General features: G+C 49.4%; 11 protein-coding genes and 1 pseudogene. 7 read left to right on the top strand and 5 right to left on the bottom strand.

Translation table 11 applies throughout. The features are described 5' to 3' along the window. Window positions 1–274: 274 nt before the first annotated feature. From LQ777_RS28130 to LQ777_RS28120, 3 genes are all read right to left on the bottom strand, one after another. On the bottom strand, window positions 275–1,006 hold the full coding sequence (locus tag LQ777_RS28130; RefSeq protein WP_232563793.1) for a hypothetical protein: 732 nt from the start codon (window positions 1,004–1,006) through the stop codon (window positions 275–277). 274 nt (window positions 1,007–1,280) lie between these two features. Beyond that, window positions 1,281–3,908 carry an ABC transporter permease gene (locus LQ777_RS28125; protein WP_232563792.1) on the bottom strand — a complete coding sequence of 876 codons (2,628 nt, stop codon included), beginning with the start codon at window positions 3,906–3,908 and terminating at the stop codon, window positions 1,281–1,283. A gap of 2 nt (window positions 3,909–3,910) precedes the next feature. Further along, complete coding sequence (locus tag LQ777_RS28120) at window positions 3,911–4,237, bottom strand: PadR family transcriptional regulator (RefSeq protein ID WP_232563791.1); 327 nt, start codon at window positions 4,235–4,237, stop codon at window positions 3,911–3,913. 613 nt (window positions 4,238–4,850) lie between these two features. Between LQ777_RS28120 and LQ777_RS28115 the strand changes: the two genes are divergently transcribed. From LQ777_RS28115 to LQ777_RS28085, 7 genes and pseudogenes are all read left to right on the top strand, one after another. Next, window positions 4,851–5,567: a DUF3667 domain-containing protein gene (locus LQ777_RS28115; protein WP_232563790.1), complete on the top strand. Its 717-nt coding sequence runs from the start codon at window positions 4,851–4,853 to the stop codon at window positions 5,565–5,567. A 559-nt stretch (window positions 5,568–6,126) separates the two neighbouring features. Continuing rightward, window positions 6,127–7,029 (top strand): sensor histidine kinase, encoded by a 903-nt coding sequence (locus LQ777_RS28110; RefSeq protein ID WP_232563789.1) that lies wholly within the window; start codon window positions 6,127–6,129, stop codon window positions 7,027–7,029. Between the two features lie 5 nt (window positions 7,030–7,034). Beyond that, window positions 7,035–8,126, top strand: coding sequence for a response regulator (locus LQ777_RS28105; protein ID WP_232563788.1), 1,092 nt, complete (start codon window positions 7,035–7,037; stop codon window positions 8,124–8,126). A 246-nt stretch (window positions 8,127–8,372) separates the two neighbouring features. Next, window positions 8,373–9,125, top strand: coding sequence for a lysophospholipid acyltransferase family protein (locus LQ777_RS28100; RefSeq protein ID WP_232563787.1), 753 nt, complete (start codon window positions 8,373–8,375; stop codon window positions 9,123–9,125). A 116-nt stretch (window positions 9,126–9,241) separates the two neighbouring features. Further along, window positions 9,242–10,289, top strand: a pseudogene (locus LQ777_RS30710) (fatty acid desaturase family protein). A 425-nt stretch (window positions 10,290–10,714) separates the two neighbouring features. Then, window positions 10,715–11,059 carry a hypothetical protein gene (locus tag LQ777_RS28090; RefSeq protein ID WP_232563786.1) on the top strand — a complete coding sequence of 115 codons (345 nt, stop codon included), beginning with the start codon at window positions 10,715–10,717 and terminating at the stop codon, window positions 11,057–11,059. 368 nt (window positions 11,060–11,427) lie between these two features. Continuing rightward, window positions 11,428–11,901, top strand: coding sequence for a response regulator (locus LQ777_RS28085; protein ID WP_232563785.1), 474 nt, complete (start codon window positions 11,428–11,430; stop codon window positions 11,899–11,901). 46 nt (window positions 11,902–11,947) lie between these two features. Here the strand turns inward: LQ777_RS28085 and LQ777_RS28080 are convergent, their stop codons facing one another. Beyond that, complete coding sequence (locus tag LQ777_RS28080) at window positions 11,948–12,694, bottom strand: histidine kinase (RefSeq protein WP_232563784.1); 747 nt, start codon at window positions 12,692–12,694, stop codon at window positions 11,948–11,950. Between the two features lie 34 nt (window positions 12,695–12,728). Next, entirely contained in the window at window positions 12,729–17,177 is a 4,449-nt protein-coding gene (locus LQ777_RS28075; protein ID WP_232563783.1) for a CheR family methyltransferase, read from the bottom strand. Between the last annotated feature and the right edge of the window lie 45 nt (window positions 17,178–17,222).

The raw sequence follows: 17,222 nt of genomic DNA, 5'->3' as shown, positions 1-17,222 counted from the left end.
AATTCTCTCAAAACGCTCATTTTCTTCGACTGCTTCTTAACTGGCTGGTCGAGAACTAACAATACATTGAATACCATAGCTTCGACCATGAAATGAACTGACTGGCCACAATAAGCGCGCAGCTGTGCCACAAGTAAAACAAAAGTGGGCAGCCTAACCAGGAGAATTCTCCGCAATCATCACGAACCACTGACTTCCTGACTATGTTCGTTTAAAGGGCCTGTCAACTACCCCTAACCATACTGACCAACTGGTTTTATAAGTAGTTCGCATTTTAGTGGTTTGAGCGATCAGAGGGGGTGGCCAGCCGGTTTAGTTTGATCCGGCCCTCATCCCCCGCAATGACCAGACTATACTGAACAATCGTTTGCCCGCAGTCGATTTTAAACCGATAATGACCAGCAGGAAGCCCGCTCAAATTGAACACCTTGCTGTTGGTTTCGGCGGTGTGGGTAGCTCGGTACATATTTTGTGAAACCTCATCCTGAATGCGAATCAGGAGCGGCTGCTGAGCCAGGTTCTTGTACCATAGTCTTACCTTTTTGTCCTCAATCTGGATCAACTCTACCGCCAGTTGATCAGAACCGGCTTGCGATGACTCAGCCAGTTGCTCCTTGGATGCGGGTAGGGAAAACGGTGGGCTGGGTGCCTCTTGACCAATAGGTGGTAGATCGTACGATTTAATCCGGTCAGTCACTAAATGGCCCTCCACTAGCCTGGCCAGTAAATCGTCAAACTCGGCCATCGTTCGTTTGGTCAGCTTCACATAGCGATCTTTGATTGTTTCCTGATAGAGCAGTTGGTCTTGAAGGGAATAAAAGCTGACCCGGGTCAGGCGGCTGTCATAGTCGGTATGGAGCCGCCAATAGCCTTTGGCTGAATCCGAAAGCATCGGCGCGTCATGGACATTGGGTTGGGCTTTTGTGAGCAATGGGTCATAGAGGAGTAGCAAAACAGCAACGGTGGTAATGAGCCAACATCGGAGAAAGAACGTAGTCGAGTGCATAGGGCTATGAGTGAACGTGTGAAAAAGTGGTTATCGAAAGTTGAAGCATCGCTGGAGTCGTTGTCATACAGGTTATTGGGCCTGCCAGTAGGCCTTTATTGGTCGACAATCTCTTATCCTTCTCATTGGTATAGCCGATTGGTTACCAATTTGAGCTTTGGCCAAGAGCGACAAGAGGTGGTTTTGCCGTTATGTATTGCCGCTTGGGGACATGCCTTGCTCGAATGACCAACCCATTTTAATGCCCTCCGATGTACGTATTGGGAGCAAGACTTTATTCCGAACGTAAACTATCGGTGGGATTCATCAGCGCAGCCCGGTAGGTCCGCAGGCCAATCGTCAGGCTGCCCAGTACCAGCAGGACAACCAGACAAAGGCCGAGCGTTTCAACACCGATACTGACGCGATACGCAAAATGCACCAGAAAGGCGTAGCCCGCCAGATAACCCAGCGGCAACGCCATGACACCGGCGATGAGCAACAGCCGCACAAAATCGCCAGACAGTAACCAGACAAGCTGACCAACCTCAGCACCCAGTACTTTACGGATGCCCACTTCTTTGACCCGGGTTTGGGTGTTGTAAGTCACCATGCCCAGCAGACCTAAACAGGCAATGGAAAATGCCAGCCCAATCAACAGCCACATGAAGTTGGTATCCTCATGGTGCGAATGGCGTTCCCGCAGAAAATCCTCGTACCACTGGCCCTCAAACGGTTGGTAGGGGCTAAGCTGCTTCCAGATGCGTTGAACATCGGTTAGCACGGCGGCTTCGGCCCCGGCGGCTACCCCGATATTGACGTAGCGATACTGGCTGGGTATACTTCGGAGTACCAACGGCTCGACCGCCAAGGAAAACGACGTAAAGTGGAAATCTTTTACCACCCCCGCAATGGATACGTCCGTAGTGTCGTTGAGCCATACCGATTGGCCAACGGCTTCCTGGGGGCTGCCCAACCGCAAGGCTTTAACGGCTTCTTCGTTGATCACCACCAGTCGTCCCGAGGTATCGGCTGTGGCTTGGGGCAGGTTCTGACCCGCCAGCAGCGTCAGATTCAGGGTAGATACGAACTGGTGGTTAACCGATGAGATAAAGGCCACCGACGAATCCTGGCTCGCCCGCCTGCGTTTTACCCATTGCCTCATTCCCCCGTGCGAACCCAGAAGTTCGGACGTGGCGCCGACCCGCTCAACGCCCGCCACCCGGTCCAGTTCATTCATCAATCGCTCAACAGGAACATCGCTGAGAGGCAGGATGAGAATACGATCCCGTCGGAAGCCGTAATCGCCCGTGGCCATATAGTTCATCTGACGTACCATCGTCAGTAGGCCGATCATAGCGATCAGCGAGATCGTAAACTGAAGCACAATCAGCGATTTACGGAGCGAAATGCCGCGAATGGTCCGTAATCCGGTCTGACTGCGTAACACCCGCGCCGGTTCAAAACCCGATAGGATCCGAGCCGGAACAATACCCGCCAGTAACCCGGCCAGAATACTAAACAGGATAAACGCAGTCCAGATCGTCCAGTCCCATTGGACGCCACTTATGAGCCATTGCCGAACGAAAGCCATCGGTTTGATGAATTCAAGTAGGCCAAAGGCCAGCCCCAGCGCCAGCAGCGACAACACGACCGATTCGGCCATAAACTGCCCAATCAATTGCGAACGCAATGCCCCCGCTACTTTTCTAATACCCACTTCGCGGGCGCGGCTCAGCGAGCGGGCCAGCGTCAGATTAATGTAGTTGAAGGCGGCCATCAACAAGGTCACTAAGCCTACGCCAAACTCGACCAATAGCCCCGCCAAGCTGGGTTCGTGGGTCCCCAAGCTCAACTCTTCGCGACTGGGGGAGAGGTGATCGAGCCGCTGGGTACGAAAGCTATAGCCTTTGATGTCTTTAAACTGTAAATCACGTGTCGCCCGGCTGTGCACCGTCGGAAGCACTTTTTCGAGCGATTGGAGGGGTGTGCCGGGCTTCAGCATAACATAGGTATACCCAATCGTATACGGCTGCCAGTCGGCATAGGCCGCCCGGGATTGGTCAGACACGCGCCATGACATCAGCATATCGAATACCAGGTGGGATTTGGTGGGTGGTTTAGCCAGCACGCCCGTTACGGTAAAGGTTCCCAACCCGGGGTTGTATAGCGTTTGGCCGATCGGATTGCCGGAACCGAAAAACTTTCCGGCCGTTTGGGGTGTCAGCACGACCGTGTTGGGTTGGGTAGGGGGCAGGCCTTTAGCCAGCGGGTAATTGAAGATTTGGAAGAACGCCGTATCCACCGCGTACGCTTTCATGGTGAGCCGTTTGTGGTTGCCCAAAAACTCGTTACGGGTAGGCACAACCCGGGTAACTTGGTCCACAAAGTCATACTGTTTTTTCAGGGCGGCTGCCAGGGGCATCGGTGAGGTAGCAAACGGCGATACGTCGTTGTTTAAACGGACGACATCGGTCAGAATCCGATAGGTTCGGTCGGCATGGGCGTGGAAGCTGTCAAGGTCAAAGGCTCCTTTGATGCTGGCCATCGCTAATAGGCAAACGGTTAGTCCTGACGCCAGTCCGAATACGTTAATGAAGGAAAACAATTTGTGTTTCCACAGATTTCGCCAGGCGATTTTGAGGTAACTGCTGAGCATACTCGGACGGAGAAAAAACAAGGATGAATACGGGTTTAAATCGGCCAGTTGCAGTTGACGGCTAATGAAATAGGGTCGGCAGAAGCGAATGACTTCCCAGATGTAGCGTCGTTGAGCCGTCGATTCACCCAGCTGGGCCACATGCTCTTTAAACTGCTCATGCAAGTCGCCGAGTAGTTCTTCCTGTAGCTCGGCGGGACAGATCAATCGGAGCAGCCGATCCGCCCAGGCGGGCGGTAATGGGTTATGGGGAGGTTGGGCCATATCTAGGAGAAGGACAGGTTAGGTATAGCTTCCCACAAGCCATTGCGGACCTGCCGCAGCTCGTCCAGGGTGCGTTTACCATAAGCCGTAATTGAGAAAAGCCGCTTACGGCGTCCTCCGCGAGCGGCCGTCGCCCCCCCCAGCTCCGATTTGACGAAGCCTTTTTCTTCCAGCCGGTAGAGGGCTACATGCACCCCGCTGAGGTTAATGGAGCGATCGGTTCGTTGCTTGAGTTCTTCGGCGATATTGAGTCCATAGGCTACACCATTCAGGATGGCTACGGTCAACAGGACGAGTTCTTCAAATTCGCCTAAATACGTTCTGCTCATAGTGGTTTGAGTGTCACTTGTATTTTCTTATTATTTGCTAAACAAATTAGATGCCACAAGTGTAATTGTCCTACTGTCAATAATTTACGCTGTATGACAGTAGTTTAATTGTCCGAAAACGTACAGGTCTGTCCGCTCCTGACTGGAAGCGGGCCAGGATGTGGATAATAAATCATTGTGAGGCTAAACCAGCCAACCTTACGGGGAAAAGAGCAGCTTTTAAGCTTTAGTGGGTCGTCAGCGAAAACAGCGAGCCGATATGCTAACTGGCTTTAGTAGCCTGTGATTTATATCGTCTCACAAAAAGCTCCTTAGTGAGGCATTTAATCTGCTTGGTTGGAGAAGTTAATGGTAAAGTGAATGAAGCAGACGGTGCCTTACGGCTTTCTAAACCCCAAGCTGCTTGGTCAAAGTTAGCCGACTTGTTCTCCCGAGGATTGATTGAGTACCCGCATTTCCTTACTTTTATCAGCAAGTACCTACTCCTCAAGTGATCTGGCAAGCCGGTTGACTACCACAAAAACGCACTAACGATTGCACTAAACGGTAGACTCAGCGTACTGATTACTACGGATAACTGAACGATTGGAAGACGAGCCCCTGTACATTCAGAATGAACTGTAATAACTGTAACACCGAAATAAACTCAAGATTTTGTCCAGAATGTGGGCAACCGGCAAGTCTCAAGCGAATTGACGGGCATTACATTCTCCACGAAATTGAACACATTCTGCATGTTGAACGGGGTATTTTGTTTACCGTTAAAGAGCTTGTACTTAATCCGGGACAAAACGTAAGAAACTACCTTTCTGAGAACAGAAGCCGACTGGTCAAACCCGTTATTTTCGTTATCATCACTTCTTTGATCTACTCGCTTTCTATCAACTTTTTTCACATTGACGATCAGTACATAAATTTTGAAGGAGGTGAGTTGGCGACACCGGTTAAAATTTTCAAATGGATACAATCTCATTATGGGTATGCAAATATTATGATGGGGATATTCATTGCCCTTTGGTTAACATTATTTTTTAGAAAACGCTCTTACAACTTATTTGAACTACTGATCCTTCTTTGCTTTGTGATGGGAATTAGTATGTTGATCTATTCCTTGTTTGCTTTACTTCAAGGTTTGACAGGAGCAAAACTAATGGCTATAGGTGGGGTGATCGGTGTTGGCTATTGTTCTTGGGCAATCGGTGATTTTTTCGGAAGAGATCGAGTTTTCAATTATGCAAAAGCCTTCTCGGCCTACCTATTGGGTATGATCAGTTTCACAATCTCGGCCATTCTATTAGGATTTATAATTGACTTAATGATATGGCATTAAGCGTATAGTTTGCCTCTTTTCAAGAAGCTAAGCGTAAAATGCCCCTCGGGGCGTTTTATTCTTCTGTCCTTGCTCTACCATATACGACATACTATTAATGCACAGTTGGTAACAACCCCCTATCAGGCCATCTTCTGGTGTATCTTTAAACGCTCCTAAGTGAGACGATGTGCAATTTGTGTATCATTAATTCGGAGGTTTTCGTGAACGATTTTTACAATGACCCGTCCTGAAAAGTGTTGACCCGAGAGGCTATTTGTGCAAAGCTCATCACGTTGATGAATGGGCAGACACAATAAGGATCAATCCTAAGCCAAATGTGTTAAGTGTATCACACTTGAGGTTAACTGATGCCAACTAGTGGTTACCGATTATGTAGCCTTTTTATTTAACTTGTATATCGTTAAATTTAGATACGTTGATCGCTTTATGCTTACCTGCGTGGATTAAGTAATGTCGGTTTGCCTTAAACATACGTACCCCTTCTCTCCGTTTACCATTCGTGTCACAGTCGATTGGATTCGCTTCGCCTGAAAAGCTTCCTATATTAATAGCAACGATGAACGACCTAAACACAGAACAAATCGGGGGTGATAACGAAGAGAATCGGCACATATCTCAACTCGAACAGACTTATCAGCAACTGCTTCAGCAGGTAGCCGACTGCAGGCAGGAACTGGATCTTGTCCAATCCGCCCTGCAGCAAGCGCAGGATGTGGTTGCGAGGCATCGTCATGTCGAAGCAGAACAAAGCAAGCTGCTCGTTCGGGAGCGCGAGCTGAATGAATTGAAATCAAACTTTATTACACTGGCCTCCCATGAGTTTCGCACCCCGATGATGACCATTTTGTCTTCAGCTTCGCTTATTAGCCGGTATAGCGCTCCTGAGGAGGGCGCTAATCGGGAGCGCCATATACAACGCATTAAAGCCGCAGTAAATAGTTTAACCAGTATGCTCAATGATTTTCTGAGCATCAGTCAGATCGATCAGAATGCCGTAGGGTCTAATGCCCTGCCGATGGAGATTACCGCTCTTTGTCAGGAAGCGATCACCAGTGTGGAGACCATGGCAAAACCCAGGCAGCTGTTTCATTACCTTCCGCAAACAGGGCCTTTATGGCTTAATCTGGATGGTCAGCTTCTCAAAAATATCCTGATTAATCTACTAATCAATGCGAGCAGATATTCTGCTGAGGATACAGATATTCAGTTGGTTAGCGCTACTCAACACAACCACGCTATCTTTACGGTCTCCGATCAGGGTATTGGTATTCCTGATGCGGATAAAGACAAGCTATTTAGTCATTTTTTTCGTGCTCGTAACGCCGTGCCCATTCAGGGTACAGGCCTGGGACTATACTTGGCTAAACGCTATGCGGAATTGATGGGGGGATCAATAACCTTTACGAGCCAGGTAGGCCAGGGAACTACCTTCACGGTTCAACTGCCTTTAACAAACTAGCTAGCATGAAAACCATTTTGGTCATCGAAGACAAACAGGAAGTCCGTGAAAACATTGCCGAGATGTTGCAAATGGCCCGGTACCATGTTGTTCAGGCTATTGATGGCAGGCAAGGCGTTGAGTTTGCCCGATCGGCCAGACCTGATTTGATTTTATGCGATATCCTGATGCCCGGGCTGGATGGTTATGGCGTCTTACATATTCTGACCAAAGATCCAGCTACCGCCCGGATACCTTTTATTTTTCTGACGGCAAAAGTTGACCCTGCCCACGTCCGTAATGGCATGAACCTGGGTGCCGATGACTATCTGACCAAGCCAATCGACGACATTGACCTGCTAGCGGCTGTCGAACTTCGACTGAAAAAAGCTGAGCAAACAGGACAGGGTGTCGATCAGCCAGGGCTATCCGATTTTCTGGACGCGTTTCGGCATGCGGATGGAATACCTTATTCTTCCCTTCGCTACACGAAGAAACAAGTTCTGTTCACAGAGGGGGATGCGCCGATAAATCTTTTTTATATTCGGAGTGGCCAGGTAAAGCATTTTAAAACCGATGCTTCCGGCAATGCCTTCATCACCACTTTATCAGGTGAGGGTGATTTTGTCGGCTTGCCGGGTTTGATACTAAGCAACCCTCATGGCGAATCGGCCGAAGTGCTACTGGATGCGGAAATCTGTACCCTTCCCAAAGCTGAATTTCTGGCATTCGTAGCTAATCACCTCGATATAGGCGCTTACTTCATGCGTCTGCTAGCGATTGAATTGAATCAACGCGACGAACGCTTACTTAAACTGGCTTACCAACCCGTTCGGAAACGGGTTGCGGAGGCTTTGCTGCTAGTTCATCGTACCTTTTATTCCGTGGCCCATGAATCGAAGCGTATGCCCACAAAGCTGCCCCCCAACGAACCGTCGAGTGGTAATCGCTCCTTATCCATGACGTTATCGCGTGAGAACTGGTCTCAATTAGTAGGGGCTTCTTCCGAAACCGTGATCCGGGTATTGAGTGATTTACGGGCCGAAGAGATGCTGGAGCTTTCAGGCAGTCAGATTACATTACTGGATATTGATCGGCTTACCCGGCTGAAACACTGACATACTGATTCCTATCAGCTTATGAGCTGACATCGGTCAGTACGTTAGCTGATGCCCATCATGGCTATCAGGTTTTCAATCATAGGTGAGGGAAGTTGAATGGTCGAACTTTGGAATATGATCAGCTCAACGTCAACGACCACTAAATCCCTTGCTATTACTTGGAATTTGCTTCTCTTCATCGCGAAAGGTTTGTCTTTTGTCTTATTTATGATCCTGCGTTATGGGCTCCGGTATCGCTACAGGATGATCATTACGAACCTGACCAGGGCTTTTCCTGGCCGATCAACTCTGGAATACCGAGAACTGTTAAATGGCTATTACCGACACATTAGCGATTTATGCGTAGAGCCGTTCTTATTTTTCTGTGCTTCGGACGCGCATCGGGAGCAACTAGCTCGTTTTACGAACCCTGATCTGCTGTCTACTTTACACCAGGCGCACCGCCCTGTTGTTTTACTCGCTTCGCATTACGGCAATTGGGAGTATTTGGTCAAACTTCCTCAACTTACCGACTACCCGGTTTATACCGCCTACAGCCCTATCAAAAACCACTGGCTCAATCGATTATTGATTTACCTACGGTCGCGTTTAGGCATGAGCCTGATTCCCAAGCAAAATTTCTACCGTCAGGCATTAATGGTTCTGCGAGACCCTCATGATCTTCCCTTGCTGTTACTGATTGCCGATCAGCGTCCCGGCCCTGGAAGCACCAAACATCATCTGCCGTTCTTGCATCAGGATACGGCGGTACAGATTGGAGCAGAACGCATGGCAATGCTATCTAATGCGGCTGTTCTGAGTATTGAGGCTAGGCAAACGGCTCGATTTCAATATCAATTCACCTTTCGATTACTGAGTGAACAGGCGGCTAAAACGGTACCCCTGGCTATCACACGACAGTACTATCAGGCTCTTGAGCGGGTTATAACCCATGCGCCTGTGTTCTGGTTATGGTCGCACAACCGTTGGAAAGGCATGGCTGCCGAACCCGCGTAATGCACCTGGCTATAGGTTTACAACGATGTGTACTTGGCTAAACCTATTCGTTTGCAACGGGCGCTGGTGGCCGGTCTTTCCCAATTGATTTAGTTGAAATGAAGTAATTAGGCCTTATTCATGATCCGGTATTCACGGGAAAGAATTACACGCGGACCGATGAGTTTTTTCTGCGCTTTATTAAGAATGATCGCGATCTGCCTTTTATTTATTTGATAATCTACATCAGTGGTAGCCTGATCCCGTTGAGTATTATGTTGTTTATGCCCTTTATAACGGGCTGGACTTGGTGGGGCCTGACCACTCTTCATTTCGGGGTAAACAATTTTGGGATTAAAGGCCCTTTGGGGCTTATGCTTCACTGCACGAGCCATCGGCACCTATTTAAGTCGGAGTATGGCTGGATGAATTACTACCTTCCCTGGGTCCTGGCCCCTTTTTTTGTCCACACCCCCGAAACTTATTATAGTCACCACATCGGTATGCATCATGCCGAAAATAATCTAGAAGATGATGACAGCAGTACCATGGGCTTCCAGCGGGATAGCTGGCGAAGTTTCCTGGCTTATTTCGGTCGTTTTTTTGCTATTGGCGTCCGAAACCTGCTGTCGTATCTGCACCGAAAAAATCGATCTAAACTGGCCAGACGGAGGTTAACAGGCGAAATTGCTTTCGGTGCCCTATGCTTGCTACTCTGTTTTGTAAACTGGCCGGCTACAATGATGGTCTTTTTGTTGCCTCTGGTTATTTATCGCCTGGTGGCCATGCTTGGTAACTGGACGCAACATGCATTTGTGGATGCTGACGATCCTGGTAATGCGAATAAAAAACAGTATTACCTGCATTAATGTGGGATATAATAAAGCGTGCTGGAATGAGGGGTATCACATTAGCCACCACCTCAGACCTGCCATGCACTGGATTGAACACCCGACGTTTTTTCTTAAAACACTGGATCAGTATGCCAGTCACCAGGCTATTATTTTTGATGGACTGGACTTCGGCCAGGTTTTCTTTCTTCTGATGCGTAAACGCTACAGCACGTTGGCCAGACATATGGTCAACCTGAATGGGGCTTTCTCCAGCGATACTGAAGCCATGGCATTGTTACAACGCCGAACGATGCGAATAACAACGCCAACTACGGCTGAGCTGGTGTGCTGAATCTTAGCTGGTCTAGCTGTTGGGCAATATTGAAGCGTTGGGCAATCCAGTCCACTTTCAAAGAATCTACACAGGTATTGCCTTTGAAAAATAATGATAACCATCATGTTACACACCGACAATGGTCATAGATTAGTTTGTAAACAGCTATTAGTTTTGCTTACCAGGTAGGCGCTCCCCCTGTATACTCATTACCCACTTTAGCTACTTATTCACCTTTATCAGGTTTACGATCGCTCCATCAACAAACAATTGTTCCGGCTATACATGATGGTAGAGCCAGATCAGGAGAGAAAATTGATTCTGATCTGGCTCATAGGCAATAAGGCGAATCCGTGGTTCTCAATGGCCTTCCTGGCGTTACATTTAAAAATGCTACTTCCCTCACCTGACCTTAATCACCTCATAAAGGCAAATATTTACCCATGAGTCCAACTATTGATGAATTAAATGCCTTAGGTCGCATAATTCAGGCAATCAAATGCTTCAGGCAATTGTCCCCTAACACGCAAACGGCTAGTAAGCGATCTGAAAACGCTTACCTCAAAAAACATCTGTCAAGCCAGGACTGGCTATTCTGGAAATATCTACAGACAGAATCTAATGGCTTGAAGACATTTATCAACACGCAGGTTTTATTGCCTGATCGGGTCTTTTCAGCCCAGCAATTCTCTCTCTTACTGCATCAATACAGACGGGCCGGTTTTGAATTATATCAAAGCTGGTATCAAACGGCAAAGCCAGCTAATTTTAATAAAGCGGACTTTTAGGCGTCTCGTACAAAAGGAGCCAATCAAATAGGCAGGTTGGCTAATTAACAAGAGAGCAACCCGTATTAGCCGTCATAATCATTAACTACCCTACTACACTGGAGTATTGGTACCTGTTGGTTGACTACTTGATTTTCAAAAATTGCAGCAGACGTATAAGTTGGTTTTACGTTTTTCTGCACTTTCCGCTAGCATCTAGTCGCTGTTAACTAAACTAGTAAACAGCGACTACAGCTTTGTCTGTTAAGTTTATTAGTACATTTTAAATATTATCATATATAAATATAGTTAACGTTTAATTTGTTTCTTGTAAAAACACTTTCTACTTGGCGAACCGTCAGCGAAACTAGTCACTAACCCCAAAAGCTATGCATAATTTGTATGGACCAGAAACTACCATCCGACGAAATTTCCGGGGAGCCAGCATTCTTTTAATCGACGACAATCCAGATCAATGTGATCTGATTCGGACAGTACTGAAAGGATGTATACCTGAAATAGGGTTGCAAGTCGCTTTGTCGGGCGAGGAAGCCCTTCGACAGCTTCGCCACTGTCAGGCACTTAAACAGCAATTACCCCGTTTGATTTTGTTAGACCTGTATTTACCTCTCGCTGAGGATGGGTTACGCTTCGTTGAGCAGATAAAAAGAAAGGATTCGCCTTATCGCTTAATTCTCCTTACCCTACTTTCTTATTCTGCTAAGCATCAGGATGTTCTGCGGGGCTACGAACTTGGGGCCAATTCCTATATAGTGAAGCCTACCGATCATGCTCAGTGGCTGCACTACATTGAGTCGTTGCGAGCCTACTGGTGGAAAACAGTTACCCTACCCCTTGGCTAATCTAATTTCTGAGTATCCGTATACCACTCGCCCTTAATCGGACCGTTTACTCACTATCGGGTGCCAATCGGGCTTGCTCTTCCTCACCGTCTGCCAGCAATTTAGAAAATAGGAGATTGGCAGTTTTCGAGGCTCGCGTTACCATATCCCTCAATTTTGCCCGTTCATCGTCGGCAAGCGGCCCTTGTCGTAAAGTAGTAGCCGTGGAGATGATACCAAACTGACTTCGTAAATCATGTACGGTATGCTGCAGGAGGCCAACCCGTTGACGGGTTGATTGGTGAAGGCTATTAATCTCTGTCTGCAGCTTTTGTATCTGTTCGTTGGATGTTGCCTGCTGTAGTTGATCAAACTGTATCGTAATATCATTATTGACTGCCTTCCATAGTCGGAACAGTTGCGCATAAAACGGAATAATTACCCCCGGCTGCGTTTGAGGATAGCGTTCCAGAAACTGCTGAATTTCCAGATCAAGGCTATCGTAAAAGTAATCTAATTCGGTCAATACGATAGCTAGCGGGTAGCCACGTTGCCAGCGCTTAACCCAGTATTGGCTGGCTCTTTTAAGGTGGTCACTTTCATGGGGCTCCCCCGTGACACTCTGTGTAAATAGAGTCAGCAGGGGCGGGAGTTGATCGGTAAAGTCTTTCATTGAAACGCTGGAACATACCTGAAAATCTTCATTTTGTGAGCATCTGGTCCACCACTGGTTTATGATCGTCTCCTGACGGGACACTAAGTAGTCGGCTAACTGTCTAAGTTGGGTGTTGCGGTCATTGGTTGGTGTGGCCATGAGAGGATCGGATTACGGAGAGTTATACTAATGGTTAGGCCGGGTTTCCGGGAGGTGGTAGCGAAGCAAGTAGTTGAATCAATGACTCCAGTTCAACTGGTTTGACCAGATGTCCATCGAAACCAGCCTCCTGGCTCCGCCGTTTGTCCTCAGCCTGTCCATACCCTGTCATGGCAATTAGGATCAGACTTCGGCCCCATTTCTGTTGCCGTATCTTTCGGGCTGTTTCAAAGCCATCCAGCCCTGGCATACCGATGTCGAGCAATACTACCTCCGGTTTCACTTGCTGCACGGCCTCAATAGCCTGCTCACCGCTGTAGCGTACATCAACCGGATAGCCACTTAATTCCAATAGCATGGCGAAGGAATTGGCTGCGTCCTGATTATCATCCACGACTAGAATTCGTTGTTTAACCGCAACTGCGGAAACCGGGGTAGAAGGCGCTTGAACAGGCTCGGGTAAGACAGATAGAACGGGTAAGTAAACCACGAATTCACTGCCTAGCCCCAACCCACCACTCCGGGCTTGCACGCGCCCTCCATGCCGCTCAACCAGCCGTTTGACTAATGTCAGGCCCAGCCCCAATCCACCCTGGGTGCGGGCCAGTGAATTGTCTACCTGAGCAAACAACTCAAAAATTCGCTCTAACTGGTCGGCTGCCAGGCCGATACCATTGTCCCTTACCCGCAGGCAGGCCATCGACTGGTTCGATTCCTGATTTACTAATTCCAGACTCACCCAAACTTGACCTCCCTCGGGGGTATAGCGAACGGCGTTTGTCAGCAGATTAGTCGTTACCTGCGTCAGCCGGGTGGCATCGCCCGACAGGTAGATGGGTTCGTTCGGCCCGGACACTGACAACTCAATCCGGCGCTCTTCGAAGCGGTGACGCATGACAGCGGAGGCCTCCTGCAACAGAGCGTTCAGATCGAGCGGTTCCAGGTGTAAGGTAATCTTCCCACGGTTGATCCGGCTTACATCCAGTAAATCATCTACCAGTCGAACTAAATGTTCCACCTGACGATTCATCAACGCCAGGGCGGCACTCATCGTCTCGGTCTGATCCGCACCTAATCCTAGCGTCTGCAGTGTAGTCCGAACGGGGGCCAGCGGATTGCGTAACTCGTGAGCCAGCATAGCCAGAAACTCGTCTTTCCGCTGGTCCGACTCGCGCAGGGTTTCTTCGGCTCGTTTGCGCGTATCAATGTCCAGCATTACCCCACTCATGTGGGTTGCCTTTCCGTCAATTTCCTCTACTACGCGCCCGTAACCGCTCATCCACCGCTGGGAACCGTCTTCCAGCACGGCGCGGAACTCGGCATCGAAAACGGTCCGGTGGTCAATAGCCTCTTGCAACTGACGACTTATCCGCTCACGGTCACTAGCATGCACGTGGGCAAAATAATCGCTCGAACTGAGGGGGCCAGGTTGAGGATTCATGCCAAACAGTCGGAAGTGCTGCTCGTTCCAAATCACCTGCCCTGTTACTAAATTCCAATCCCAGGTGCCCATACGGGCGGCTTCGATGGTAAGCCTGAACCTTTTTTCTGACTCGCGCAGGGCTTGCTCGGCCTCCTTACGCTGGGTAGTATCGCGAGCCACGCTCGACACTCCGATGACCTGCCCAGCCGTATCCTTTACGGGTGAAAGTACAACTTCCAGTATGAGGGATTTGCCATCTTTGGTAACCCGGACGGTCTCGTAGGTTTCAACCCGTTGGAATTGCTTGATTTTTTCGGTTAGTCTCAGCACCTCGCTCAAATCCTGAGGCAGCGTCAGCATCCCTAGTGACTGACCCATGGCTTCTGCCGCCGAGTACCCATAGAGTGTTTCGGAAGCTTTATTCCAACTGGTGATGATCCCATCAAAATTGACCGTAATCACCGAATCCTGCGATGATTCGACAATCGAGGCCAGAAAATAGTTGGCTTCTTCGGCAACCTTGCGCTGGGTAATGTTGACGAACGTCACCACCAGGCCATTGATGCGGTCGTCGGCCGTTCGGTAAGGGAGCATCCGCATCATATACACGCGTCCGTCGGTAGTTCTTACTTCCTGCTCTACCGGCTGGAGCGTTGCCAGTACCCGTTCGGCATCCGCCTGCAGGTGGGTATAGTCTAATCGGTTGGTGATATCGGTTACGGGCCGTCCGAAATCCGTTGGGATCAAATTGAAAATATCTCGTGCCGCTGGCGTAAACAGGTTAATCCGCAAACTACGATCCAGAAACAGAGTGGCAATGTCGGTCGAGTTAATCAGGTTTTGCAGGTTGTTTCCGACCAGTGAAATCTCTTCCACTTTTAGTTTCAACTCCTGATTGACTGTTGTCAGTTCTTCATTGATCGACTGAAGTTCTTCCTTACTGGTTTCAACTTCTTCGGCCGACGAGCGCAGTTCTTCGTTTATGGCCTGCAACTCTTCGTTAGTCGCGTTGAGTTCTTCGGCCTGTAGTTCGTGCTGCTCATTGGCCAGCCGTAACTGTGCCTTGGCTCGAATCAATTCTTCCTCCAGGTGGTGAGCGGCTGGTCCAACCGAAGTCAGCGTCCGTTCGGCATCACCTGCCTCCTCGGGCGTAGGCTCAAAAAGGACCAGCATAAAACCGCGCGCCGAATCGTATTCCCCCAGCACCGGACGTACGTGGAGGGTCAGGGTTTGGATTTGATCGTCTAAACGAAGTTTAAGCTGGCGCACCGCCACATTGGTCCGCTGCTGGCTGGCCTGGTAGAAGGCGGTGCGCAGGTCCAGGCGCAATTCGGGTCGGATAAGCTTCAGCAGGTTTTTGGAAGGTTCGCCCCCGGCAATTTGCAGGTAGCGCCCCGCCCGCTCCGATATGTGCAGGATATCGTATTCGTCATTAACGATAATGGATGGGGGCGCATACTGTTCCAGTAACCGTTGGTGCAACTCGCCGTAACTGGCCCGCTCGTTCGAGCGTTTGTCTCCCTTCGGCAATGGCTCAGGCAAAGGCTTGATCTGGTAGGCCTGCCACTGGTTCATGTCGGGTACGGGAAAGGAACGCATCGGCACAGAGCGACTTTGAAACAGGTGCCGTTCCCGATTCACGGTAGCAAACAGATTGCTAACTCCATCAATGCTTTCGGCCAAACCCAGCAACAGATAGTTGCCGGGATTCAGCGCGAAATGGAATGTCTCCAGTACCCGCTGCTGAGCCGTCTGATTCAGATAGATGAGCAGGTTGCGGCAGCTCACCAGGTTCAGCCGGGAAAAAGGGGGATCTTTGAGCACATTGTGGTAGGCAAACAGGACCATCTCCCGAATCTCCCGACGAATGCGGTACTGCTCACCTTCCTGCGTAAAAAATCGACGCAGACGCCCAGGCGATACGTCGGCGGCATCATTGATGGTATAAAGCCCTTCGCGGGCGATAGCAATGGCGGCCTGATCAATATCGGTGGCAAAGATCTGCACGCGGGGCGCATCAAGTACATCCAGCGTACGTTCAGCGCACAGTATAGCCAGCGAGTAAGCTTCTTCGCCCGTGGCACAACCGGCCACCCAGATCCGAATGATATCGTCTTCTCTTTTTTCGTGGGTCAATAGGGGGATAATCTGATTCTCCAGGGTAGCGAAGACAGGACTATCCCGGAAAAAATTGGTGACGGAGATCAACAGATCGTTGAGCAGCGATTGAATTTCCTCGGGATGCTCGCGCAGAAAAGTTACGTACTCGGGCAGTCCCGACAGGTTGCGAACGTTTATCCGGCGCTCCAGCCGACGCAGTAGGGTTGGGCGCTTATAATTGGAAAAGTCATGACCAGTACGCTGGCGTAGTTGGGCAAATACCTCGCCCAGGGCCTGCTGCTGGCTTTCTGCTTCTGGTTTAGGGCCCAGGTCTATGACGACAGTAGCCCGGTTTTGTAGGTAGGCCAGTAACTTAGCGGGAATCTGGGCCACAGGCAGAATGTCATCGACCAGCCCCGTAGCAATGGAATGGCGCGGCATTTCATTGAATGCAGCCTCGCGGGGATTTTGTACAAAAACCGCCCCGCCCCCTTCCTTGATGCGCTTAATACCCATCGAACCATTGGCACCAGTTCCTGAGAGAATAACTGCTATGGCCTGGGAGCCCTGGGACTCGGCCAGGGTGCGAAAGAAAATATCTACGGGTGCCCGCCGATCTTCTATGCGCGCATTCGGCAATACAAGTATATCGCCATCGGCCATTTGCAGGTGCCTCTCAGGCGGTACGACGTACACGTGATTAGCAACGACTCTTACCCGCTCTTCCACCTTTGTGACGGGGATGCTGGTCACGCTCTGCAGGATCTGGGTAAGCTGACTATCATAATCGGGGGAGAGATGTAAAATAACGACGTAGGCTAAGCCTGAGTCAGGGGTTACCTGCTCAAAAAATTGAGTTAGCGCTTCCACTCCGCCTGCTGAGCAGCCAATGCCAACGATCAGGGTCTGGCCGGGGCTGGGCTTACCGGGTGTTGCCGGGGTTAGTTTCTTTTTATTCACTGGTTATCGTGTGGCTGGTTAAGAATGGTTTTAGGAAGTTAATAA

Source organism: Spirosoma oryzicola (assembly GCF_021233055.1).
Classification (GTDB): Bacteria; Bacteroidota; Bacteroidia; order Cytophagales; family Spirosomataceae; genus Spirosoma; species Spirosoma oryzicola.
Note: the sequence above shows the minus strand (reverse complement) of the source record. Positions and strands in the feature narration are given on the sequence as shown.